Raw genomic sequence first — 24,860 nt, forward strand, 5'->3', positions numbered from 1 at the left:
CTGCCATTTTCCGAACAAGCTGTCCCCATTTTCGACATGCAGCTTTGTCGAATCGCATCCCCCCTCTCAATGTAAACCCTTACATTTCATCGTACCTCTTCTAGATAGACCTCTTTTGAAATGACCTCTTCCTCAAGGACAATCTCTTTATCAAACCCAAGTTCTTGTAACGGTTTGCTGAAAAACTTGGTCATATACAATAGATAAACAAAACCACATGCTACCCAAATACCGCCGAGAATCATCGCATCCAGCTCCAAATGTGACCATAACCAAAGCGTAAATCCTGCGCCAAGTAGCGGCATAAATAGATAACGCATATAATCGCTAACGGAAGAGCGTCTACGATTTCGAATGAAGTAATGAAAGATCACCGACAAGTTAACGGATGTAAAGGCAATCAGTGCCCCAAAGTTGATAAACTTAATCACTTGGTCAAGCGTTAGCACGATACCGAGCAAGGAAATGATGCCGATGACAATAATCCCCGTTGACGGTGTTTTAAAACGTGCATGGATATGTCCAAATACTTTTTTCGGCAGTACGGAATCTCGCCCCATCGCATACAACACACGCGATGCACTCGTAGTCGCAGCGACACCCGAAGAGAAATTCCCTAGAATTACCGCAGTCACAAAAATGGATTTAAACATATTGCCACCAACTAGATAGACAACTTCCATCGCTGCAGAATCCGTGTTTGTAAATGAAAAGCCCGGGTGCACCAATTGTGCTAAATACGCTGACCCAATATAGAGAAACCCGATGATCACCAACATAATGACAATTGCTTTTGGTATCGTCTTTTCTGGATTAATCGTTTCTTCTGACAATGTAGTCAGCGAGTCGAAACCAAGAAAACTGAAACAAAGGATGGAGGCGCCTGCTAATATAACCGGTAATTCGATATCTTTATTGAACAACGGCTGAATAGAGAACAACGTACCTGTACCTACCCCCGCCATCAAACTCTTAATCGTCAAAACCCAGAAAATACCTACAAAGACTATTTGTGCAATCACGAAGATTTTACCGGTAGATGCCGTAAACTTAACCCCTAGAATACTAGGTATAACAATCGTTGCCGTTAACAAGATAATCCATAAAACATGAGGAATTTCAGGAAATACTGCGTGTAAAAAAACTGCCGACATCAGACACGTAACCATCGGTGTAAGCATATAATCCAGCATAATCGTCCACCCTACAAGAAACCCCATTTGCGGGTTGATCGACTTTTGCGTGAATGTATAGGCTGAACCTGCGATTGGAAATGCTTTGGCCATCTTGCCGTAACTAAATGCCGTGAAGAGGATTGCAAGAAAGGCGAGGATATACGCCCCCATAATGACACCTTGCGCAGTAACTGTGGCGATTCCATATGTATTGAAAAATACCATCGGGTTATTCCATGCAATTCCCAAAAAGACCACTTGAGATAAAGTTAGCGTTCGAATTAGCGTTTGTTTTTCCATGCTGTCTCCTCCATCCAGTCTATGGTTTTTAATATTTCGAAGATTCACTCTTGCGTTGATATTGACTATAAAGGTTTGTGTAACACAAAGGTCAATAGCTAAATTACGATTTTTTTAGTGGTAAAAAAGACCAACACCTTGAATATCAAATAACCCCTTGTGGTACTTAACCAAACAAAGTCTACATGTAATCTCTCTTCATAAAAAATAGTGCAAACCAAATCGATGGTTTGCACTACTGCGTATATGTGATTCAAAAATAGTTTCTTCACAATCTGTATTCACTATCTAAATCTTCCGCTTTAACGTCTCTTCCATCAAGTTCCAAGCTTCCTCACAGTTGGGCCCTGTACGAAACGGTTCAAACCCATAGTTTAAGTACATATTAATTGCTTGATAACTCGTTGTTTGGGATATCAAATAGGCTGTTGAATGATGCTCTGCTAAAATGTTCATGGCTGCGCTCAAAAGTGGTTTAGATAGCTTCCTTCCTTGATAGGCGGGAATCACACCAACCCAATGGATCCGACCCGCGATTTCACCATCGCCAAGCAAATCCCCATACCAAGCTGTCGTTGTCGCAATGGCCTCCCCTTGTTCATTTTCAATAAAGAGACAACGCTTGGTCATATCATCGAGATAAGGGCCAAATTCTTTCGCGAAGCGGTCAAGTGCCGCCTGTTCATCTTTGAATTCATCAACACTTGTTTCAATACGCGCCCATGTCTGCTCGTCCCCTTTTTCAAACAATCGCATCCGATATCCAGGCGGTAGTTCAAATTGAGGAATATTCACCAAATCGTTTCGCACCATTTTCAACGAAATTCGTTTCATGTAAGCCATCTCCTTCTGCGATATTCTGATGAATACGCTTTTGCTGTCGCTACTTATTTCCCCTATTATATAACATAGCAATCACAATAGGAGGCACCAGCTCTTTCATCAGCCAAGTGATACAAGCTTCTCTAAATTATGAACTTTTTGCACTTGTCCTCCTATTTCAAAAGAGGTTGCGAAGGTTTCCATGTAAGTAATAGCAATGTGTACAATGTGTATACTTCATCGTTATCTATTTAGTAAATCATGGAAACTTATCTCTATATAAAATAAACAGCGCTACAAAAAATGTAGTAAGCGCTGTTTGTATACTGACACTTATATAGGCTTATCGGGGCGTTTCTTGAAACTTAATCGTCACTATTTGTTCTGTTTCCGTATTGAACGTAATCCTCACAAAAACACCAAATTCATGATTTCCTTGGCGTAACCAAAGTTTAAATTTTTCAGTCGTCGTATCCCCTTGCGTTTCTCGGCCTTCATGTAAATAGTCCACTACAGTTGCATTGGGATATTCCGATTGGACTTCTTTCATTGCCAATTGTCCCCACTTTGCATAGGCCGGAACGGTTTGTTGGACAAAAGGAAGTGCAGGGATTGGAACAGGTGCTGCATACATAAGCAGCCAAATGCTAAATGTCATAACGTTTTTTCGCATCATGAAGCTCACCTCTTTTTGAGTAGGATGCGTTGTGGGTTGAAAATCATTCTGGTGTGTACAGACTTTTTGACAAAGTACATGATGATAAAAAACACTGTCCATTTCCCATCAAACACGGATCTATGTACTTCCAATACTCTAACTCGGATAGGTTAATTTTATTAAACATATTTTTAAAAAACATCATATGATAAGTGAGATGATTACCTGAAATAATTATTTCAATAATAATTATTTTCTAAATATTATTACTCACTAAATCCAGCCGACGGTTTATGTTGCCCCTATTTCATGCGAAATGGATTGTTCTTAAAATATCCTTGTAATAGTAGCACAGATTTCCAGTAATCTAATTACAGATAGCGGAACAATGCAAAAACTCTATCTTCACAAGATATATCTAAGCATAACCATTTTCAATAAAATAATTATTCCCCAGGAAATGTCCTGTATCCCGCTAGCTATATAGTACGTTGAGATTGCATAACGAGAAATAATAGAGACAAGGGCTTGACCTCCAAAAATTATCATGCTATAGTTCCGACTATACTAAATAGATTATATGAGCGTTGAAAAGAACCTTATTAAGCCGGTCTCCCTGTTACAAGAGAATCAGTGGTTGGTGCAAACTGATACAAAGACTTGGTGAATTTCATTCTTGGAGCTTTTTTTATACTGCTACAGTAAAAGTAGCAGATAAAACGGAGAACACCGTTATGTTAAGAAGTGGGAAACGCATATGCTGTTTCCAATTAGGGTGGTACCGCGTGAAAAGCCACGTCCCTATCGTTATCGATAGAGATGTGGCTTTTTTTGTTCTTTCGAGAACACACTATAAATAGATTGGATGGAATACTATGCAAACATCAGAGCAATGGTCATCGAAGATTGGATTTATTTTAGCCGCAGCAGGATCGGCCATAGGAGTAGGCGCCATTTGGAAGCTCCCTTATGTAACAGGGATAAGCGGTGGCGGCGCGTTCTTTCTGCTATTTATTTTATTTTCGTTATTTATCGGTTTCCCGTTGCTACTCGCCGAGTTTGTCATTGGCCGCAGCACACAAAAAGAGGCCATTAGTGCATATCGAACGCTAGCACCGAATACGAATTGGCATTGGATCGGGAAATTAGGAGTATTTACTTGTTTCCTTCTGTTGTCTTTTTACAGTGTTATTGGTGGTTGGATTGTTATTTATTTTACTAAAGGATTATTTGGAGGCATCATTCATGAGGGTGCTGATTATGGAGCGGTCTTTAACACAACGATTGGCAATCCACTGTTAGTGATTGCTGCGCAATTAGGATTTTTAGTCCTTACTGTCGTCGTTGTAGCGAAAGGGATTCAAAATGGTATTGAAAAAGCGAGTAAAATATTAATGCCTGCGTTATTCGCATTATTCATCGTACTCATCGTGCGTTCGTTGACACTCGACAATGCGATGGAAGGTGTAAAATTCTTTTTAGCACCTGACTTCTCGAATATTACCTCTCAAAGCGTTTTGTTTGCGATGGGACAAGCCTTTTTCTCTTTAAGTGTTGGGGTATCAGTCATGGTGACGTATAGCTCATATTTGTCTAAAAAAGAAAGCTTGATTCAACCTGCGATTTCGATTGTATCCATGAACTTATTGATTGCGTTACTAGCAGGTTTAGCGATTTTCCCAGCCGTCTTTTCACTTGGCTTAGAACCTGCTGAAGGACCTGGTTTATTATTCGTTGTCTTGCCAGCGGTATTTGATCAAATTATTTTTGGCGAAGCATTCCTATTAGGATTTTTAGCCTTATTTTTATTCGCTACATTAACTTCGGCCTTTTCAATGCTCGAAATCATTGTGGCATCAATTGTCAAAGGTAACGAGAAGAAACGCGCGAAATATGCCTATATCGTGGGGGCACTTATCTTTGTAGTCGGTGTTCCATCAGCATTATCATATAGTGTTTTTGCGGATTTCCTGATTTTCTCGAAAAACTTATTTGATAACGCTGATTTTCTAGTGAGTAACATTTTAATGCCACTTGGCGTATTGCTCATTTCAATCTTTGTTCCTCGTAAAATTGAGAAAAGCACATTACGTAAAGAATTACTGCAACATTCTCGCTTAGGCTCAACCGCATTTACGATTTGGTTTATCATCATGAAGTACATCGTTCCTTTAGTCATTATCGTCGTGTTCCTGGATATTACAGGGATCCTCGATTGGATTGTGGCATTGTTTTAACGGCTTTTGGTATTAGTAAGATACCATTTATCAAAATCAATACCTGCGCACTGAACAATTTTGTTCGTTGCGCAGGTATTTTTTCTTCAACTATTGATGGATGACATCGTTGTCCCTTTTTGGACATTCGCAAAGTTCTGTTCTCCAACGCGTTTTTTCATTTCTTCTTCAGTCAACGGCGGTGGAATTTGATCGGTAGCTTGCATTGGGGCTTCCTCCACTCTTTCTACATGCTCCAATGCAACATTTCTTGCATCAATTTTACGCCCATTTGCCTCCATTTCCTCCCGTGTCATTCGCACATCTTCCGGCTTCTCACCCACTATAACCATCTCCTAAAAAAATCGTTACTCAATACTATACCCCTCTCTGTTTCGCAATAACCTGAAAAATGAAGTAACAACTCTCCAAATAAACAGCTTAGTTTCGCTTTCGGTACATGATTCACGACAGCCTTAAAAGTGAAAAGAATAATCCTTATCTAAGAAATCATCTATAAACCATTATTTAGAACTTGCTATCCATTTAAATCCAATGATAAAATAAACCGTTCTAAAAAATTAATCGTTTAAGAGGTGATTTGAAGATGATAACGGACAACAAAGAGCAAACAATATTTAGCCATACTGGCAACAAAATCGTCACAGATAGGGAAATTGACATCATCATGACAAAACAAGACCCGTTAATTGTGATTTTGGGGAATGTACTGAGCAACGAAGAATGCGAGGAACTCATCCGATTGTCAAAGGATAAAATGCAGCGTTCAAAAATCGGAGCAACACGTGAAGTAAATGAAATCCGAACAAGTAGTAGTATGTTTTTCAAAGACAGTGAGCATGGTATTGTTGCGAAGGTTGAAAAAAGAATTGCCTCTATTATGAATATCCCAATTGAACATGGAGAAGGTCTTCAAATTCTTCAGTATACTCCAGGTCAAGAATATAAAGCTCACCACGATTTTTTCAAATCAACAAGTAAAGTAGCAAATAATAACCGTATTAGTACACTTGTTATGTACTTAAATGATGTAGAACAAGGCGGCGAAACCTTTTTTCCAAAACTAGAGTTGTCCGTGTCTCCCCAAAAAGGTACAGCGGTTTACTTTGAATATTTTTATAATGACGAAATTTTAAACGATTTAACATTACACGGTGGAGCTCCCGTTATAGCTGGCGAAAAGTGGGTTGCCACACAATGGATGAGAAAACAAAGAATACGATGAGTTTGTTTGTTTAATACTACCTACTATCTCCAAGTCAAATACGCCTCGGCATGTTTGACTTGGATTTACAGCAAATCGATATGATTCTCCTCAAACACTCCCCCTTATTTTTCTGAATTTCATTCCAACTTATCCATCGCTTTGAGGCAAGTCGATATAGTTAAGTTTAATTGAGCGCGAATTGAATGATTTAGGTTGTCAATAATTGATCTATTCATGATTTTAACTCTCATAATTTACCTGCATTTCTTTGTTCCATTGTTTTTTAAATCTAGTGTTTGCCACAAGTACACCAGCTATAATGAGTAGTGCGCCAAAATAACCTTGTAGCCCCATATTTTCATGCAGGAAGATAAATGCAAGTATCGCTGCAAAAATGGGTTCAAGCGAAAAGAGAAAGCCGGCACTTTCAGGTGTCGTATACTTTTGAGCGATGGGCTGCATGACAAAACCATAAGCAGAGCAAATGAGGGCCAGACCGAGTATCGCAAACCAGTGAATCGTACTAGCCGGCCAAACTGGCGTTTCGAATAGAAAGGTTCCAATCGTTGTGAATAGAGCTGCAAACCCCAGTTGATAAATCCCTAACTGCAGGGCATCAACCTTACGTACAAAGCGATTTGTAACAATAATATGAATTGCATAAATGAGAGCAGCTACTAAACAATATAAAGCGCTAGATGCAATAGTAAAATCATATCCGATTAGCAAGAATGCCAAACCCGTCGTGACAATCAGGACGCCCCATCCTGTTTGCTTACTTGGTAGTTTACGTGTAAGAAATATTTGTAAAGTCGGAACGAGAATAACGGTCGTACTTGTCAAAAAACCAGCCGTAGAAGCAGTCGTGTGTTTCATCCCATACATAAGCGCAATGAAAACCCCACAAAGTAGAGCCCCTACAATCGCACTGTATTTCAATGTTTCCACATCTACTCGGATCATTTTTTTAAAGAATATCGCCCCCATAACGATGAATGCAATGCCAAATCGCAAAGCGACAATCGTCATTGGAGGGATTTCATCCACACAAAGTTTCATAAAAATATACGATGCTCCCCAAGCCATTGAAACCGTAGCCAAAAGCAAGTTTGCCTGTCGTTGTGTCATCGTCATTCCCCCTATCCTTCCATCTATTTTTTAATAGTTTTGCTATATCGTATCATCTGTATTCACATTAATAAAACGAATGTTTATAATAGAACTATTAGATTTACTAATGCAAAAAAGGGGGGGGTAAAAGACCATGAATTCGTATGACGCTTTTATCAAAATCATTGAAACAGGAAGTTTTACCAAAGCCGCTGAAGAGCTTAGCTATACACAATCTGCCATTAGTCAAATGGTTCATTCCTTGGAAAAGGAACTGTCGACTACGCTGATTTTACGCTCACGCAAAGGGATCACATTGACGCCAGATGGTGAGGAGTTTTTACCCTATATTAAAAATATACGTAATTCACATCTGGAATTGTTAGAAAAGCATAACGAGATGCAAGGACTGCAAAGTGGACTTATCCGAATTGGTACGTTTTCGAGTGTTTCATGCAATTGGCTACCGGGGCTGATGAAAGATTTTAAGGAACAATATCCAGCTGTTCAGTTTGAATTACATCAAGGGGAATATACGAATATTTCTAATTGGATTAAAGAAGGGAGTGTAGACTTCGGCTTTGTCAATCCAACTGCTATATCGAATCTGACAACCGTTCCACTACAAAAAGATGAAATGTTTGCGGTATTGCCAACTAATCATCCTTTAGCTGTGCAACACAATGTTTCCCTGAAAGAATTAACGAGTGATCCCTACATTCTTTTGGATGAAGGAGAACTAAGTGAACCGTTAACCATTTTCAAACAAAACGACTTAGCACCCAATATCCAATACCGGGTGCATGATGATTATACGATTATGGCCATGATTGAACAAGGGCTTGGGCTGACGATTTTACCTAAACTTGTCTTAAATAGATGCCCGTATAATATTGTGACGAAATCGATTGCTCCACCTGTTGCTCGGACAATCAGTTTAGCCTATAAAAACAAAAAGGTATTGCCGATAGCAAGTCGATATTTTATTGACTTTATCATCGAAAGATATGGCAATTCTGTTTGAAGTATTTAAGAACCTCCATCAATTATGCCTCTGCGTAATTGAGTCCAGATTTTTCTTGGACAACAAAAAGAATCCATTTTGAAAAAGTTTAATCAACATGGATTCTTTTCTTGCTTATTGATCTGTAGATTGAATAGAAAGGGACACAAATTACCAAAATAACTCCAAGAAAATCGGATTTTCTTCTTTACTATTTAAACGACAAGCCACTCTCCTCTAACGCAGCTCTAAGTTTAGGCAAAGAAGCTGGTCCCATGCCGTGAAATTGCAAAATCTCTTTTTCACTATATGTCGCTAATTGTTGCACTGTTGTGATGCCATGATGCTCCAACGCTCTTCTGGCAGGTGCCGAAAGTTTTGCCAGAAACCCATCAGCAGGTTTCCTTTCTTGCTCACATGTCGGACAAACCGGACAATCGCTACTCTTATAGTATTCGTGCCCTTTGCTGCATGTCCGTAAATTTCCTTTTGAAGTTGTCATCATTGAAAGTCTCCTTCCTAACCATATACGTCTTCTCCCATTGTAAATGAGCCCTCTATCAGCTTGCAAATAACCCCACCACTAAATACAACGCCGTTCCCCAGATAAACACTGCTGAACATTTATTAAATAAAATAAAGACCCCACTCGCTATCTTCATTCTCTTCAATGTTGCCCCTGCAATCGTTAAACCCAAAAACCAAAGCCAGGATACAACAATACAGGTAGCGGCAAAGGCGAGCTGCTCCTGCCCACTATACTTGACTGCGCTCGTCCCAATGACACCAACGATGTCCAAAAGCGCATGTGGATTTAGCAACGAGACAGACAGCGCAAACAGGATTTGTTTTTTTACAGGTAAGGCCTCTTTCCCCTCTACATTCGCCGCGCCAGAAGACCAGATTACTTTCCCCATATAGACAAGAAATAGAATACCTACTACTAACAAGCCAAATCGTAGCCATTCAAATCGCAATACGATAACCGATAAGCCTAAGATTGCCAAAATAATTAACAGCGTATCACAAATAGCAGCCGTGATTGCCGCAGGTAGCGCCTTTAACAAATGTGGTTGTGTCACACCTTGTGTAAAGACAAAAACGTTTTGGACACCTAAAGGTAAAATGAGCCCAAATGCTAAAATGATGCCATGTAAAATTGGTTCCATACCGGCAACTCCTTTCCTCTTCTATCGTACCTATGTTATAACTAAAGAAAAAGGTCCAATTGGTTGGTTATTTACCCATCCAATTTTACGGAGGAATGTTTTATGCATTGGCAGCCGAATCGTTCGCTACCGACTAGTTTAGCAAAACAAATCGTCGCATGGATAACCGAGCAAATTACAATCGGCCAATGGGCACAAGGAACAAAATTACCGCCACAACGCCAGCTGGCCCTATCACTCGGCGTGAATCGAAGCACTCTCCAAGAGGCCTTTGACGAATTAAAAGCAGATGGCATTTTATCTTCCAAAGTCGGGTCTGCCACATTTGTCTCAAACGATTCTTGGAATATGCTTGTGAAGCAAAAACAGCCTAACTGGCAACGCTATATTGAAGCAAGTATTCACAAGTCCAACTACCAAACTATCCAGCTCATCAATGAATTCGAACAAGATGAATCGATCATTCGATTAGGGACAGGCGAACTTGCGCCTAGCTTATTACCAACTACGGACATACAAGCTTCACTCCAGCAGTTGCAATTGGATGGCAAAACAATGGGCTACTCTTCCCCACAAGGCAACCTAAAACTGAGACAAGCGATTTGCGACTATGTAAAAAAACGAGGCATTCACACAACGCCTGAAAACATTTGCATCGTGTCGGGCGGATTACAAGCTCTGCAATTAATCGCAGTTGGCTTGCTGGAAACAGGTTCTATTGTTTTTCAAGAATCCTTTTCCTATTTGAATTCCGTCCAGCCATTTCAGTCTTTCGGCATGCACCTGCATAGCCTGACTGAAAACCAATTGCAGGCCAAAGAAATAGAGTGGATCCGCAAAAAACGGCAAGCGATTCACTATACAATCCCCACTCTCCATAATCCAACCGGTCGTGTCTGGTCATCAGAAGAGAAAGAAGCCTTTTATTCAATGTGCGAATCCATCCAACTCCCCATTATTGAGGATGATGTCTATTTTGAATTAGTTTTTGATGAACCAACACCTGCTATTAAATCATTCGATCAATCAGGACAAGTCCTCTATCTTGGGAGTGTCTCCAAAACACTCAGCCCGGGATTACGAATTGGCTGGGTCATTGCATCTACACCTGTCATTAAACGATTAGCCGATATCAAAATGCAAATGGATTATGGATCAAGTACCATTTCACAAGAGATTGTCGAACACTGGCTTCGCACAGGCTTATATGAACAACATATTCAGCAGTTAAAAGCGGAACTACAACGCCGTGCTCAAGTTATGGAAAGCCTATTGACCAAACATTTCCATGCAATCGCTTCTTGGGAATCACCAAAAGGTGGTTTTTACATCTGGTGCAAATGTAAAGAGCCGATTGTCACAACAGAGTTGTTTAGGCAATTACTGAAGAAAAAAGTACTCATTCATCCTGGTTATATTTATGCACCTTATGATACGCACCATATCCGTCTGTCTTTCGCTTATAGTTCCGATGATGAGTTACGTAGAGGGATGGCTATTCTTTATCATGAAATCATGCAGTTGCTCAATAGGCGGCATGATTAAGAACAAAAGCGCAAGCGCCTGTTCAGGGGCGACAAGCGTTGGAGGTCTTGAAAGTAAGGGCGCTTTTTGCCTTTACTAGCAAGACCGAAACGACCCGAGCCCCTAGGCGCTGGAGCCTAGACGAGAAATATCTATAGGCTAACTTATCCACAGTGCGGGATTTTATAATTTCCTTAATAAAAAACCAGGTTCTCAGCCACCGAGAACCTGGTACACAATTCTTATTTCGTCACCCTTGCAACCGTCATCCCATCCCCAAGCGGAATCAGCAGTGATTCCAATTGCGGATGATTCGCCACTGTATCATTAAATACTTGCATGAATGCCGTATAACGTTTTGGTTGCACCTCTGGATCCGCTACACTTCCTCTAGCCAATACATTATCCAGGACGATTAACGCCCCCGGCTCCGCAAGTCCAATGCAAGCATCTAGGTAATTCTCATAGTTTTCTTTATCCGCATCAATAAAGAAAAAATCAAAGCGTTTTCCCTCACTTGCTAATTGTTCAAGGCTGTGCAATGCAGGCCCCGTTCGATAGGCTACTTGATCTCCAAAGCCCGCTTTCGCTAGATTACTTGCTGCTAACGTTGCGTACCGCTCCTCCAATTCAAGGGATGTCAACTTCCCTTCATTCCCGAAACCTCTCGCAAGGCAAATTCCGCTATAACCACCAAGTGCACCAATTTCCAGGACATTTGTAGCACCTGAAATCGTCATCAGCATCGTTAATAGTTTGCCCGAAGAAGGCGACACCGATATAGCCGGCATGCCGTTTTCTTCAATCGAAGCAATCACTTCCTCCAACAAAGCGTCTTGCTTCGTAAACACTGTATCGATATAACCGTTAATTTTTTTCATCCAACTCAATCCCTTCCTCATTCGCATCTACTGACTGTTTTCCATCGTCGATTTCTTCTTCATTGATTTCAAAGAGTTGCACAAACTCATTGATGACTATATCAATGGCTTTTAATTCTCCGACTAAAATCGGCTGAATCGATTGAAATTCCGATTGTTCAAGTTGCTGTTTAATCGTTGCACGCTTTAGATGCATACGCTCTAAGAAAGCAAGCGCCCTCCCACGGCGAAACGTTTTCGGTCCGCGTGCGCCCTCTTCCCCACCATGACGCCTACCGCGATGACGCCCTTCTCTCCTTGCCTGTTCTTCTCTCACTAGCAATTCCTCCTTTGTATACAAACGTATACGAGTTGTTATGATACTCATTGTATACATTCGTATACAATGAGTCAATCTTGACTTAATTCCTCAAATAAGTGGACGTTACCAACACGATAGCCAATCGAAAAAAACCCTTCAAGTCCATAATAGGCTTGAAAGGTTTTTGCTAGATACTTTGCATGACTCATTTTTTTAACGCTTAGTAGCCAATTCTTTCATCATTAAAATATGTGGTATACCTTCTTCCATGAACACACCCGACGAGGTCTGGTAGCCCAGTTTTTCATAAAAACCTGCTGCCTGCGTTTGACCATGTAATTTAACTTGAAGCAGTCCCTTGTCTTCTGCGATTTCTTCTAACGCTTTTATAATAACCTTCCCAAGTCCAAATTTCCGATAAGGTTCTAAAATACAGATTCTCTCCAATTTCCCTACACCCTCAACCCATCTGATACGGCCAGTTCCGACAGGTTGTTCTTGATGATAAACTAAAATATGTTCCGAACGATCATTCAATGTATCGAATTCATCAAACTCCGACTCTAATGCCACACCCTGTTCTTCAACGAATACTGCTTTTCGGATAGAAAAGGCTTTTTCTAAATCATTATTCTCTGTTATTCTTTTGGCTTCCAAATTACCTCAGTCCTTTTCTAGATATGTATAACGAATCTCCGAATGAGAGCGTCCTTTTGCAAAAGAATACCATAGATCCCCCTCATTTTAAATAGCCTAAATATTCTTCTTAATTCAGAAGGGGTCTTTGGATAATTGGAGAATAAGTACCAAGTACCTCCAAATCTATTCCCCAAAACCCAAGAGGAGTGATTCGATGACAATTGATGCATCTGTTAAAGCAGTTCTTGACTATTTTCCCCAACTACCCAAAACATTGACACCGGAGTTGATTAACCAAATTCGACAACAACAGTTATTGCTCATACCAGCAGAGGAGCACCGGCCAACTGTGAAAAACGTTGAAAACCTTCTCATTGAGGGACCCAATGGCGATATTCCAATCCGAGCCTATACACCAGATACCCTTGAGGAAAAACTCCCTGCCCTCGTCTACTATCACGGTGGCGGTTGGACAACCGGCAACGTCGACACATATGACGTCGTCTGCCGAAATCTAGCAAATTCGTCAGGTCACAAAGTCATTTCCGTCGATTATCGATTGGCACCGGAGCATCGTTTTCCGAAAGGGTTGGAAGATTGTTATGCTGCGGCACAATGGGTTTTCGATCATGCCGACACACTCCAAGTCATTCCATATCAGATTTCAGTCGGAGGAGATAGTGCGGGTGGCAACTATACAGCAGCCGTGACGTTAATGGCAAAAGAACGAAAAGGCCCTAACATCAAATCTCAATTATTAATTTATCCTGCGACTGATGCATTGCGCTCCATTAACGATTCACCGTACGAATCCATCCGAGAAAATGCATCGGCCCCTATTTTGACGAGCAGTCTGACGAAAAGCTTTTGGGATCATTATCTGAACAATGAAGAGGACGCAGAAAACACATATGCCTCCCCTATTAAAGCAGAGGATGTAAGCGAATTGCCACCCGCTTTGCTAATTACAGCCCAATATGATCCACTCCGTGATGAAGGTGAGTCATACGGTGCCCGTCTGCAAGCAAGTGGCGTCGATGTTGACATGCACCGTTATGATGGGCTAATTCATGGTTTCATCCAATTGCCGATTCCTATTAATGAAGACGTTTTTCAAATGATTGGGCGTTTTTTGAATAAGCGTATATCGTCCGTGTCGACGAAGTAAGCTATTCTTGTAAAATGCCTTTGCAAAAAATTAAATCTACGCCTATCTAAAATAGAGCCCTACTACACTTTTAATGTAGTAAGGCTCCATTTGAGTACCATTGTTAATAGACCTTATCATTCCGCATGGCAAATCCATCCTGCGAAAAGGCCCGTTGAATAAAATCGGGTTATATTCGTAAAACCGGATTCTTCTAACAGTTGCTCAATGTGATGTTCCGGAATGAAAGAAATATTCATAATCCCTTTGCCCATCTCGTCCAATTTAGACGAATCGTACCCGACATCAAAGAAAAAGCTTTTCCATACGTTTATTCTGTCTTGCAATTCGGTATCATCAGGATCTCCGTATGCGGTCACGAGCACGAATGGAGCTCCCGGCTTCAACTTACCCTTAATGGTTTGAAGCAATTCCAACTTCTGTTGGACATCTTCTATGAAATGAAGAACCAAAATACAACTTGCCGCGTCGAATTTCGATTCTGAGGGTGGCAGGTCAGCAGTCGTTCCCTGAATAAGTTGGACACGACTTTCTATGCCAAGTTGAATGGATTTATTCTCCGCCATCTGAAGCATCTCTTTAGAAGGGTCCACTCCGGTAAATGTCCATTTGGGATTAGACGGTCCCCATGCAGCTAGTTCATTTCCACCCCCCGCTCCAATCACGAGCAATGATGCCTCCTTTTCGCCCAATTGAGTTCGAAAATAGGATTGAACCATCGCAAATAACGTGTCGTATGTGGGAATCGAGACACGAGCGTTTTCTTCGTATGCAATCGTATTTTTAGAATTAAATGTAAGTTTTTCTGTCATTGTTAATCGCCTCATTATAGTATTGTGCCTTACCCAGCATGAGTAATTATCCTCTTCAAATCAGACATTAAAGACTTGTTATATCTATAATTAATCCGTAATTACTTTATAGCTAACTGTCATCATTCTTCTAGCTCAACTTACACCTTCGTTTGCTGTTGAGCCAAGTCCGCTAGTTTCATTTCTTTAAGATAACCATGCATTTTCTCTTCTGCCTCTTTCATAATCGCTTGAATTGAGCATTCGTCACCGTGAACAAAATCACATTCAAATAATGAGGCTGTACCTTCAATCGCATGAATAATATCTAAAAACGTTATGCCGTCCTTTTTAGACGATAATCGATAGCCCCCATTGGCTCCTGAAATCGATTCAATCATCCCAGCCTTCACTAACTTGGTTAAAATTTTGGAAAGATACGTCGGTGAAACATCTTGAGATTCCGCCAACTGCTGGACTCTAACCGGTTTGTCCGGTGAAACAGTAAAGAGCATCAGCATAGTATGGAGAGCATAATTCGTCGCTTTCGAAAATTTCATAGTACCACCCTTTCAAAGACTTATTGGGTCTATAATATCCTCGAAATGGATACTCCGTCAAGTTGGACGATTTACTCCATAGTTCGAGTAGCCAGCCTATCCAACCTCTTTTCTTCAATCCATCTAAAATAATATTTTCGGTATTAGTTTTCAAATTCCTCATTTATCATATCACTTATGACGCCAATTGCCGCTTTACTTCCTTCAGCCGCCGCAATGATTACTTGGGAAAGTGAATTAGAATTATCTCCACTGGCATAAACGCCTGCAATATTCGTTCGTCCCAATATATCAGTTTCGATGCTCCCCATCTTGTTTAAGGTACAGCCTAAAGTTTGTGCGAATGGAGCAGCTTGTTGCAAGCTAGTCGTCACTAAGCCACCATCTCGTGCAATTTCTTGCCCATTCTTAAATCGAATCTTTGTCAAATGACCGCGGTCGCCTTCTAAATGCAGTATTTCATCTTCTATGACCGTTATATTTTTCCTTGTGAATAACTCTTTCTGCTCTGGAGAGAGAATGCTTTTTCCATTCGTACAAACGACCAAATCTTGACTCCAATTATACATCATTTTAGCCATATGAAATGCGCGGGGCTCTTCTGATATGACAACTACTGCACGGTTTTTTAATTCCCAACCATCACAAAATGGACAACTAAACAGGCTAGTCCCATAGAAATCATGAATGCCAGTAATCTGAGGCATGATATCTGTAAGCCCTGTCGATAAAATCACTTTTTTTGCTTGATAGCTGCTACCGTCCATTGACCATATATGAAACATTTCATCTACTTTTTGTATATCGATTACTCTTTGCTTGTGAACAGCTATATTCGGGTATTTCATCAAATCCAATTGTGCGACCTTTTTAAATTCAGCGGGGGTGATTCCATCTCTTGTGATAAATCCGTGAGACTCCTGTGTAACAGCATTTCTCGGTTTATCTTCATCAAAGAGTATGACCTTTCTTCCTGATCTCGCTACAACAAGTGCAGCATTCAAACCTGCTGGTCCTCCACCAATAATTGCGCAATCTAGCAACATCTAACCACTCCCTTTCAATCGAGTATATTCCAGACTTCTAATATCTATAATTAATATAAATGCATACAAACTAGTTGTTTTCACACACCTATTATAGACCTTTAATGTCCATGATTGATTCTAGAGGGTTAGGTAGCAAATAGCAAGCAGGTTGTTTTCATTCAACGCGACTACCTCGAATTATGCGGGCAAACGTAAGACTGAGAAATCGGACAAAAACAACAAGCGTCTGCCCTTGCTACGAAACTTCCCTCTTTCTTTAACAACGCACGACTATACAACTTTTACTTTATACATCCGCATGGACTGTAAATCACCTTCATAAGCCAATTGCTTCGAATGAATAAGTGAACGGACGCGATATTCAATCCAGATGTCAGACAATGATTGCTCTGCATTCCCCAACACGTCACCAACCAACCTGATAGCGTCTATATATTCGAGATGTGGCATTTCATGATGCAACCTTGTAGCACAGTCCAATATAAACGAATCGTCTTTTGTTTCTAGCTCATCAACGATTTCTCCTTGCCGCCAAGAACGAGCCATACTTTTACTGCTCAGCAAGCTTTCGCCATTTTGCACATAATCGCTCCTCAGTTCCTCTGAAATTGGACAAGTATAATGCTTGTAAAAATGAGTAAGCTCCTTAGCACAACATCCATTCGTATGACGAATATCAATTCGAACATCCTGCCCCTTCATAGAAGCATGCATGGCTTTATATGTATTAACAAAACGTAATTCAACGTCCTTATCTCTCAACAAATAGCAGCTGATTCGCAAGCCAATTTGCTCGGTTGCATTTTCACACGTCCAGATGGTAACTTGCTCACCATTCTTTATGGCTAACAACTGTTGTAATGACTCACGATAAACTGCTTGATCACCTTTAAAGTAGTCCCACGTTGTGTGGAATGAAGATTGCGCCCAGGCAAAATAATGATTACTGCCACTACTCTCGTGAATATTTCTGAGAGGACCAATAGAATAATCGATTGGGAATCCAATAATCGTATGATTTTCCCTACGAAACGCATGGTGTAAACTGCCTGCTGCAGCCGCCCCAAATACTAGATGGATCACATAAACCACCTCCTGGTTCTTTCTAAACAAATTGATCTCTCATAATATGGATAAAAAATCCTCCATGCTATAGAACGACAAAAGCTTGTCCCATATAAACACTGGAACAAGCTTTCCCCACCCTTTAACGCAAAATCCCTTTTTGCTTCGCTTCTTCTAGCCATTCTGGGAACTCATTTAATAACTGGTCATATAACTCCTCATCAGATACGTTTTCCAAGTAGTCCAAGTGGAAGAAATTCGCATTGTCAACGAATCGCCCTTCCATTGTATCCAGCTTTCTTAAAACATCGAAGTTGGAATTTCCAATGCCAATAAACTGCCAGAAAATTGGTTGTGTCGAGGACGAGACAATCGACTTTTTAATGCCTGGTTTACATCCGCCATCATTTATAAACACTAAGAAGACAGGCTCACTGCTCGGTTCCTCTTTTGTATATTTCAGAATGACATCTTCCATTACTTGAGGTTCATCATTTCGCCCAAATTTATGGATACTGTCATTATTCAATATTTGTCGATCTACATAATCCACAAAATCTTTCTCTGTGACAGCTGGTAAGCGAGAAAATTCGTTATCATATACCCACACATCTAAAGAACCGTCATCATCAAATTGACTCGCAACTGCCAATATCCGTTCAACCGCATCTTGGACAATCCCTTTTCGATATAACTGGCGCATCGAACCTGAAATATCCAAAACAATTCCTACTCTTGCTATAACGCCAGTGAGTTTTTTCTTTTCTAGCACAACTCTCGCTGCGTTCTTTTTTAATGAAATTGTACTCATATGATAACCTCCGATTTCCTATCTTCATTTCCCCTACAACTAATTCACGATTTAATTATATTACATAATTCACCATGTGTGTTGACTAAGTTCCTTTCGTGCCTATGATTATTTCAGTGAGACCAGTTTCATTTAGCTGTAGTAAAACATCCCCTATATAAAACCAGCTCCCCTTAATTAATCTCTATATTCCCTACTGAAACAGCTATATTTAGTTGATTTTTCGCGCTGGAATCCTTGATTATCTTCTGACCGGCATTCTGTTTTACGATTGCAGCACCTGATAGACTTTCATTCACAGGTCTTATTTTCCCGTTTTTTGTATAAATATTCAATCCGACATCATGAGAGATTGCTTCAGTTGGTAGTGCTATCTTTACATTCCCATTTGACAAATGAATGTTATTTACACCTTTAAGTGTAGCAAAGGCTAAACCATTCAAATTGCCAGTTTGACTTTTAATCGTAACTTCGCTATTGATTTCACCTGCATCTATAGACCCGTTCTTCAAATTTATAGCTAGCGACTCACCTATAAAAGAATCGATTTTCACATTTCCAACATTCGAACTGAGCGTTAATCGGTTTACGCTATCTATACTTTCTACATCTATGTTTCCTTGTCCAGTAGTAATGTGAATTTCATCCAGTAGTTTTGCAGGGATATTCAATCGTAACGTTCCCCTTTTTCTTGAAGCTGGTAATAGCTTCATCCAGTTTTTAGGGATAGTCTTCACCTCAATAAATGCATGCCCGGAATCGTAATCAATTTCTATTTCGGGCTTACCGAAAAAAGATTGTTCTCCCGTATATTCAAAGTTCAAATTTGTTTCGACAACTGCAAGTACTACGTTAGATATATCTGCGTGAAGCGTAATCTGTTCAACATTTGCTAAGTCCTCATTCTGTTGAAATGCTTTTTTGCCACTATTCATTGACACCACCGATCCAAATACTGTCAAAATAATAACCCCCATCACCAATAGTTTTTTCGCCAATACAACCACTCATTTCTAAAATGAATTTTAATGAGCACGCCTACCATTATTTCTACAACTATATATTTTAATAACTAAAATATATAACTACTATAATGTATGTTGTCGAGTATATATTGTCAACCTTTTTCGGTGAAATAAAAAAGCAGATCATAAATCGATCTGCTTAGGGACATTTTTACTCTATAATTTTTTCAAATAAATGATTGATTTCTGCTAAAGTAGTAGAAATCGTTACTAACTTTTCTAATGGTAGTTTTGAAAATATCTCTTCTACTCTTTTTTCTCCTTTTGTTGTAAGTGCGACATTAACAACCCTTCTATCCGTTTTAATCCTTATTCTTTCAATATAATTTAAATCCTCAAGTTTATCACACATATTCGTTGCTGCCCCAGGGGTTAACATGAAGGCTTCAGAAACTTCAGTAATCCTCATATGCCCATGTAATTTAAGTCGTAATAATAAAAGAATTAGATTTTCTGAAAGATCCTCATCATAAGTAAGCATTTCTACAAAATGCTTAGATTTATTTTGAATTTCAAACATCTCTTCCATTAAACTACGAATAACATCATTTGAAGAATTCTCCACTTCATTCATCCTTTAACTGATAGTACAAAAAGTATATTTCGCACTAAATATTTTACTAATTCAACTATATCCATATTATAATAGGTAGCGAAAAAATACACCATATTAATGACTTGAAATGATGTTCATTTCCAAACATCCACAAAATAGCATAGGTTATTTTTGAAATTAATTTAAAAGTGCAGATCTAAACAAAACACTATTATTTCAGCAAATCTTATGCCATATTAATAGTTGGAATACTTTCTTTCTATAGAACTATTCGAAAACAACTTGATGGGGGTTTTACAATGGAGAAGTTAGTGAAATTAAGAGAAACGTTTGATGCATTAGGGATTGACGGCATACTGATTACAGATGCGATGAATCGGAGATACTTGACGAATTTTACAGGTTCTGCGGGGACGGTACTTGTGACGAAGACAGATGCATACTTATTAGTCGATTTCCGTTATGTTAGTCAGGCGAATACACAAGCTACGAATTTCACGATTAAAGAAATCAATCGAACGATTATTTATGAAGAGATTGCAACTCTTGCAGAACGTTTTGGGATTAAAAAACTTGGGTTTGAACAGCAACACCAATCTTATTTCTACTATTCCCAGTTGCTAAAATCGGTTAAAGCAGAGCTAGTGCCTGTTTCTAATGTCGTAGAAAAGTTGCGAACGATTAAAAGCGAATCGGAAATTGCCATTTTGAAAAAAGCGGCTGAAATTTCGGATACAGCCTTTACGCATATTCTAACGTTCATTCAACCTGGACGAACCGAAATCGAAATTTCAAATGAACTGGAATTCCACATGCGGAAATTAGGCGCGACTTCTTCCTCCTTCGACACCATTGTCGCATCTGGCGTTCGTTCTTCACTGCCGCATGGTGTGGCGAGTAACAAAGTAGTGGAAAAAGGCGATATGATTACGCTTGATTTTGGCGCTTATTATCAAGGGTATTGCTCCGATATGACACGAACAATTGCAGTCGGAGAACCAGATCCTAAGTTGAAAGAAATCTATTCCATTGTTCATGATGCCCTTGAACATGCACTAGCAGGTATCAAGATAGGGATGACTGGGAAAGAAGCAGATGCATTAACACGTGATCTAATTAGGGATAAAGGCTATGGTGACAATTATGGACACGGCATGGGACATGGGATTGGCTTGTATATCCATGAAGATATTTTCATGAACACAACTTGTGAGCAGCATGTAGAGGAAGGAATGGTATTAACAATCGAGCCGGGCATCTACATACCTGATTTGGGTGGCGTACGCATTGAAGATGATATTATTATGAAAAAAGATGGCATCGAGATTATTACAAAATCACCAAAAGAATTGATTATTTTGTAACTGAGGTTTGAACAATTGGAAAAGGGATATCCTTCAACTGGATATCCCTTTTCGCCTTCATCTCCCCCGCACAAACAACACCTTATACCACTGATTCACTAAAAACGGCATAAACGACAAGCAATAAATAAACCCTAATTGCCTCCCATTTAATACGGCGACTTCAAACATGCCTGTCAACGATGGAACAAATAAGACGGCATGCAAACTTAGCACTCCAATGACAAATGCGAGCCACGTGTACATATTTGAAAAGACACCGATTGTGAAGATCGATTGGTTAGATCGGGAGTTAAAACCATGTACCAATCGTGCCAAACATAAAGTTGCAAATGCCATTGTACTGGCGGTTAGCGTGTCTCCCGCCTGCAAGCCGATTCGAAATGCAATAATCGTTGAAATGGCGATTAACACCCCTTCAAGTACCACTTGTGTCGTCACGGATTTATTTAATAATGGTGTATGAATATCTCTCGGCTTGTCCTTCATCGTCTTTTTATTATGCGGCTCTAACCCAATCGCAATAGCCGGCAAACTGTCGGTCAATAAGTTAATGAATAACAGATGCACAGGTGCAAACGGAACAGGTAAACCAAGTACCGTTGCATATAACACAACAAAAATCGCACCGGCATTTCCCGACAATAAAAAGAGTATCGCGTTTTTAATATTCGTATAGATACTTCTGCCATTCGAAATCGCTTTGACAATCGTGGCAAAATTATCATCCGTTAAGATCATCGCGGATGCATCTTTCGCTACTTCGGTACCAGTTTTCCCCATCGCTACACCGATATCGGCTTGTTTCAAGGCCGGGCCATCATTGACACCATCCCCTGTCATCGCAACGACATGTCCTTTTTCCTGCCACGCTTTGACGATGCGAATTTTATGCTCAGGCGTTACGCGAGCGTAAACAGATACATCCTGCACTTTCTCTTGCAGTTGTTCATCCGTTAGTGCTTCAATTTCGGCCCCTTCCATCACTTCTGATGGATCTTGTAAAATGCCAATTTGTTCGGCAATCGCAGTTGCGGTTAGCTTATGGTCACCCGTTATCATAACCGGTTTAATGCCGGCCTTTATACAGCTTTCGACCGCTGCTTGTGACTCTTTTCTCGGTGGGTCCATCATCGCCAGTAAGCCGACAAAGATGAAGTCACTCTCAGACCAGGCATCACTTGCTTGGTAGGCTGGTATCTCTTTGTAAGCAATGGCCAATACGCGCAATCCATTCATCGAAAACTCCTGATTCATGCCTTCGATTTTTTTACGCTGCATTTCCGTCATCCTCTGTGTACCTATAGACGTTTCAATTTTCACGATTTTAGGGAGAAGAACATCTACGGCCCCCTTTGTGATCATCATTGTTTGCTGATTAACCCGGTTCACGGTCGTCATCAGTTTTCGATCTGAATCAAACGGAATTTCTGCCACTCTTGGATAGTGATCTCTGACGGTTACTTCATCAAAATGATACTGCTTCCCCAATTTGACGAGTGCTAGTTCAGTAGGATCACCAATTTCTTTATCATCCTTTTCTAACGCGTCGTTACATAATAATGCTTGTAGGAGCAGCTTTTGCTGAATCGGCGTTTCTGTTTGTAATTGATCAGATGGCATGACTTTTTGATCCACATAAACATGTTGCACTGTCATTTTATTTTCGGTTAATGTACCTGTTTTATCTGAACAAATGACCGAGACACTGCCCAAACTTTCAACAGCATATAGCTTGCGAATGACCGCATTTTCCTTGACCATTTTCTGTGTCCCAAAAGCCAGCACAATGGTCACAATCGAACTCAATGCTTCTGGAATGGCTGCAACCGCAAGCGATACTGCGAACATAAATGACTCGACTAACTCGCGTCCCCTGAATAGGTCAATCGTGAAAATCGCTAAACAAATGATGGTAATCCCTAATGCTAATTTTTCGCCGAAATGATCGAGACTCACTTGAAGAGGAGTTTTCTTCTCTTTCGCTGTATCAAGTAAGTTGGCGATTTTCCCGATTTCCGTTTCCATACCAATCGCCGTTACAGCAACAATCCCACGTCCATTGGTGACAAAGCTGCCCGTGAACACCATATTTTTTTGATCCCCAATGGTGACTTGGTCTGCTTTGATGGGTGCGATGCTTTTCTCAACAGCCAATGATTCACCTGTCAGCGAACTTTCATTGATTTGCAAATGATGGCTTTCGATTAATCGACCATCTGCACTAATATAGTCCCCCGCCTCCAAATAGAGCAGATCCCCAACGACTATATCCTTGGAAGGAACCTCTACAAGCTGCTGATTGCGCATTACTTTGGCAACTGGTGAGGTTAAGTTTTTTAAACTAGCCAACGACTGCTCTGCCTTTACATGCTGCACCGTGCCAAGGACGGCATTTAGCAGGACAACAATCAGGATGACAATCGTACTTTCAACTTCCCCTAGTAAAAATGAAACGAAGGCAGCTATGAGCAAAATAATGACCAATAAATCTTTAAACTGCCCAAAGAAAACGGCAAATGTACTTGTCCTTTTTCCTTCCGCCAATTCATTCGTACCGTATGCTTCTTGTCTCATTTGGACGTCCACATCACTCAACCCTTGGCGAGTCACGTCCAATTTCTCCATTACTTCAACGGATGATTGCTGATGGTAGTTTGGCATTTGATTGTCCTTTCTTTTGCAGATAGTGTGTCAAATTCCGTCAAATAGTCTTGCACTTGTCCTATTACAATCCTATTCTTTGTTGGGTGCTAGTATGCTAATTGAAAGTGAAATTATATGATTGGTTGGAAGCAGGCTAGATGAATTCAGAAAACTCCGTTGTTGGAACTCGGAATGTTGCGTATAATGAGGGTATATAAGGAAATTATTCTTAATAAATCCAATGGAGGTGCGTATAACATGAGGCGTAAATCTTATTTTCTATTCTATTTCTTACTCATGAGCGTGTTGTTAGTAGGTTGCGGGGGCAAAGACTTAACTTACGAAGGCGCAACAGATAATTGGGAAGTCAAATACCACATAAACGAAAATAAAGAAAACAAAGATGACATAGGCATGCAAGATGTCGATATTCAATATATAGGGGAAGATAGCCCAACAACACTCACATTTTCTTACGTATCTCCTACTGGAGGTAGTTGCGAATTGTATCTTGATTTGGACGAGAATGGTAAAACGAGTCATTCACCAGGTTGTTTAGATGAAAAACGCCCTGACTATAAAGATGACTCCTTTAAAGTCTCGATTGTTTGGGGAGAGCATGAAGAGAAAATTGAATTGAAAAGAGTGAATTAATACATCTATGTAAACGGAACTAAAGTATTCCACTAACACCGCTCGGCGCTTGCGGATGCCTCCCGCCGTGAGCCAGGCAGAAACCCCCTGCCAGTCTTACGGCTTCGGCGACCGCTTGTAAGGCGCCTTCGCTGGAGAGGAGATG

At 40.2% G+C, this 24,860-nt stretch carries 25 protein-coding genes and 1 other annotated feature; of the genes, 7 read left to right on the top strand and 18 right to left on the bottom strand.

The window, feature by feature from the left end; genetic code table 11:
- Window positions 1-86 precede the first annotated feature (86 nt).
- The 3 genes from MKY34_RS17420 to MKY34_RS17430 all read right to left on the bottom strand — a co-directional run bounded on the left by MKY34_RS17420 (window position 87) and on the right by MKY34_RS17430 (window position 2,973).
- Window positions 87-1,475, bottom strand: coding sequence for an APC family permease (locus MKY34_RS17420; protein WP_342512380.1), 1,389 nt, complete (start codon window positions 1,473-1,475; stop codon window positions 87-89).
- Between the two features lie 288 nt (window positions 1,476-1,763).
- Entirely contained in the window at window positions 1,764-2,309 is a 546-nt protein-coding gene (locus tag MKY34_RS17425; protein WP_342512381.1) for a GNAT family N-acetyltransferase, read from the bottom strand.
- Window positions 2,310-2,640: 331 nt separating this feature from the next.
- Complete coding sequence (locus tag MKY34_RS17430) at window positions 2,641-2,973, bottom strand: YqzG/YhdC family protein (protein WP_342512382.1); 333 nt, start codon at window positions 2,971-2,973, stop codon at window positions 2,641-2,643.
- 560 nt (window positions 2,974-3,533) lie between these two features.
- Window positions 3,534-3,761 (top strand) — a binding site (T-box leader).
- A 69-nt stretch (window positions 3,762-3,830) separates the two neighbouring features.
- Between MKY34_RS17430 and MKY34_RS17435 the strand changes: the two genes are divergently transcribed.
- Entirely contained in the window at window positions 3,831-5,192 is a 1,362-nt protein-coding gene (locus MKY34_RS17435) for a sodium-dependent transporter (protein WP_342512383.1), read from the top strand.
- An 86-nt stretch (window positions 5,193-5,278) separates the two neighbouring features.
- On the opposite strand, the gene MKY34_RS17440 is transcribed toward MKY34_RS17435, so the two are convergent.
- Complete coding sequence (locus MKY34_RS17440; protein WP_342512384.1) at window positions 5,279-5,515, bottom strand: hypothetical protein; 237 nt, start codon at window positions 5,513-5,515, stop codon at window positions 5,279-5,281.
- 263 nt (window positions 5,516-5,778) lie between these two features.
- Here MKY34_RS17440 and MKY34_RS17445 point away from each other — a divergent pair, with 263 nt between their 5' ends.
- The gene (locus MKY34_RS17445) at window positions 5,779-6,417 is read left to right on the top strand and encodes a 2OG-Fe(II) oxygenase (RefSeq protein WP_342512385.1); all 639 of its coding nucleotides are present in this window, start codon (window positions 5,779-5,781) and stop codon (window positions 6,415-6,417) included.
- Window positions 6,418-6,639: 222 nt separating this feature from the next.
- Here the strand turns inward: MKY34_RS17445 and MKY34_RS17450 are convergent, their stop codons facing one another.
- Entirely contained in the window at window positions 6,640-7,527 is an 888-nt protein-coding gene (locus tag MKY34_RS17450) for a DMT family transporter (RefSeq protein ID WP_342512386.1), read from the bottom strand.
- Window positions 7,528-7,663: 136 nt separating this feature from the next.
- Here MKY34_RS17450 and MKY34_RS17455 point away from each other — a divergent pair, with 136 nt between their 5' ends.
- Window positions 7,664-8,533, top strand: coding sequence for a LysR family transcriptional regulator (locus tag MKY34_RS17455; RefSeq protein ID WP_342512387.1), 870 nt, complete (start codon window positions 7,664-7,666; stop codon window positions 8,531-8,533).
- Between the two features lie 190 nt (window positions 8,534-8,723).
- Here the strand turns inward: MKY34_RS17455 and MKY34_RS17460 are convergent, their stop codons facing one another.
- Entirely contained in the window at window positions 8,724-9,014 is a 291-nt protein-coding gene (locus tag MKY34_RS17460) for an RNA polymerase alpha subunit C-terminal domain-containing protein (protein ID WP_342512388.1), read from the bottom strand.
- A 58-nt stretch (window positions 9,015-9,072) separates the two neighbouring features.
- Window positions 9,073-9,681, bottom strand: coding sequence for a LysE family transporter (locus MKY34_RS17465; RefSeq protein ID WP_342512389.1), 609 nt, complete (start codon window positions 9,679-9,681; stop codon window positions 9,073-9,075).
- Between the two features lie 102 nt (window positions 9,682-9,783).
- On the opposite strand from MKY34_RS17465, the gene MKY34_RS17470 reads away from it, so the two are divergent.
- Window positions 9,784-11,226 carry a PLP-dependent aminotransferase family protein gene (locus MKY34_RS17470; RefSeq protein WP_342512390.1) on the top strand — a complete coding sequence of 481 codons (1,443 nt, stop codon included), beginning with the start codon at window positions 9,784-9,786 and terminating at the stop codon, window positions 11,224-11,226.
- A 221-nt stretch (window positions 11,227-11,447) separates the two neighbouring features.
- Here the strand turns inward: MKY34_RS17470 and MKY34_RS17475 are convergent, their stop codons facing one another.
- From MKY34_RS17475 to MKY34_RS17485, 3 genes are all read right to left on the bottom strand, one after another.
- A complete protein-coding gene (locus MKY34_RS17475) occupies window positions 11,448-12,086 on the bottom strand; it encodes an O-methyltransferase (RefSeq protein ID WP_342512391.1) in 639 nt (212 codons plus the stop codon).
- Complete coding sequence (locus tag MKY34_RS17480) at window positions 12,073-12,402, bottom strand: hypothetical protein (RefSeq protein WP_342512392.1); 330 nt, start codon at window positions 12,400-12,402, stop codon at window positions 12,073-12,075. The genes MKY34_RS17475 and MKY34_RS17480 overlap by 14 nt, the downstream gene beginning before the upstream one ends.
- 198 nt (window positions 12,403-12,600) lie before the next feature.
- On the bottom strand, window positions 12,601-13,044 hold the full coding sequence (locus MKY34_RS17485; RefSeq protein ID WP_342512393.1) for a GNAT family N-acetyltransferase: 444 nt from the start codon (window positions 13,042-13,044) through the stop codon (window positions 12,601-12,603).
- Between the two features lie 196 nt (window positions 13,045-13,240).
- Here MKY34_RS17485 and MKY34_RS17490 point away from each other — a divergent pair, with 196 nt between their 5' ends.
- Window positions 13,241-14,194 (top strand): alpha/beta hydrolase, encoded by a 954-nt coding sequence (locus tag MKY34_RS17490; RefSeq protein WP_342512394.1) that lies wholly within the window; start codon window positions 13,241-13,243, stop codon window positions 14,192-14,194.
- Window positions 14,195-14,310: 116 nt separating this feature from the next.
- Here the strand turns inward: MKY34_RS17490 and MKY34_RS17495 are convergent, their stop codons facing one another.
- The 7 genes from MKY34_RS17495 to MKY34_RS17525 form a co-directional block, all read right to left on the bottom strand.
- On the bottom strand, window positions 14,311-15,006 hold the full coding sequence (locus MKY34_RS17495; RefSeq protein WP_342512395.1) for a class I SAM-dependent methyltransferase: 696 nt from the start codon (window positions 15,004-15,006) through the stop codon (window positions 14,311-14,313).
- Between the two features lie 140 nt (window positions 15,007-15,146).
- Window positions 15,147-15,545 (bottom strand): Rrf2 family transcriptional regulator, encoded by a 399-nt coding sequence (locus tag MKY34_RS17500; RefSeq protein ID WP_342512396.1) that lies wholly within the window; start codon window positions 15,543-15,545, stop codon window positions 15,147-15,149.
- Between the two features lie 143 nt (window positions 15,546-15,688).
- The gene (locus MKY34_RS17505) at window positions 15,689-16,591 is read right to left on the bottom strand and encodes an NAD(P)/FAD-dependent oxidoreductase (protein WP_342512397.1); all 903 of its coding nucleotides are present in this window, start codon (window positions 16,589-16,591) and stop codon (window positions 15,689-15,691) included.
- A gap of 273 nt (window positions 16,592-16,864) precedes the next feature.
- On the bottom strand, window positions 16,865-17,677 hold the full coding sequence (locus tag MKY34_RS17510; RefSeq protein ID WP_342512398.1) for a DUF1835 domain-containing protein: 813 nt from the start codon (window positions 17,675-17,677) through the stop codon (window positions 16,865-16,867).
- Between the two features lie 124 nt (window positions 17,678-17,801).
- Window positions 17,802-18,470 carry a VWA domain-containing protein gene (locus tag MKY34_RS17515; RefSeq protein WP_342512399.1) on the bottom strand — a complete coding sequence of 223 codons (669 nt, stop codon included), beginning with the start codon at window positions 18,468-18,470 and terminating at the stop codon, window positions 17,802-17,804.
- A gap of 173 nt (window positions 18,471-18,643) precedes the next feature.
- Window positions 18,644-19,468, bottom strand: coding sequence for a DUF4097 family beta strand repeat-containing protein (locus MKY34_RS17520; protein ID WP_342512400.1), 825 nt, complete (start codon window positions 19,466-19,468; stop codon window positions 18,644-18,646).
- Between the two features lie 178 nt (window positions 19,469-19,646).
- Window positions 19,647-20,060, bottom strand: a complete 414-nt coding sequence (locus tag MKY34_RS17525) for a MarR family transcriptional regulator (protein WP_342512401.1) — start codon at window positions 20,058-20,060, stop codon at window positions 19,647-19,649.
- 290 nt (window positions 20,061-20,350) lie between these two features.
- Between MKY34_RS17525 and MKY34_RS17530 the strand changes: the two genes are divergently transcribed.
- Entirely contained in the window at window positions 20,351-21,415 is a 1,065-nt protein-coding gene (locus tag MKY34_RS17530; RefSeq protein ID WP_342512402.1) for a Xaa-Pro peptidase family protein, read from the top strand.
- 57 nt (window positions 21,416-21,472) lie between these two features.
- Here the strand turns inward: MKY34_RS17530 and MKY34_RS17535 are convergent, their stop codons facing one another.
- Entirely contained in the window at window positions 21,473-24,079 is a 2,607-nt protein-coding gene (locus MKY34_RS17535; protein ID WP_342512403.1) for a cation-translocating P-type ATPase, read from the bottom strand.
- Window positions 24,080-24,319: 240 nt separating this feature from the next.
- On the opposite strand from MKY34_RS17535, the gene MKY34_RS17540 reads away from it, so the two are divergent.
- Complete coding sequence (locus MKY34_RS17540) at window positions 24,320-24,715, top strand: hypothetical protein (protein WP_342512404.1); 396 nt, start codon at window positions 24,320-24,322, stop codon at window positions 24,713-24,715.
- The last annotated feature ends 145 nt before the right edge of the window (window positions 24,716-24,860 follow it).

It is taken from the genome of Sporosarcina sp. FSL K6-1522, assembly GCF_038622445.1.
Lineage (GTDB): Bacteria > Bacillota > Bacilli > Bacillales_A > Planococcaceae > Sporosarcina.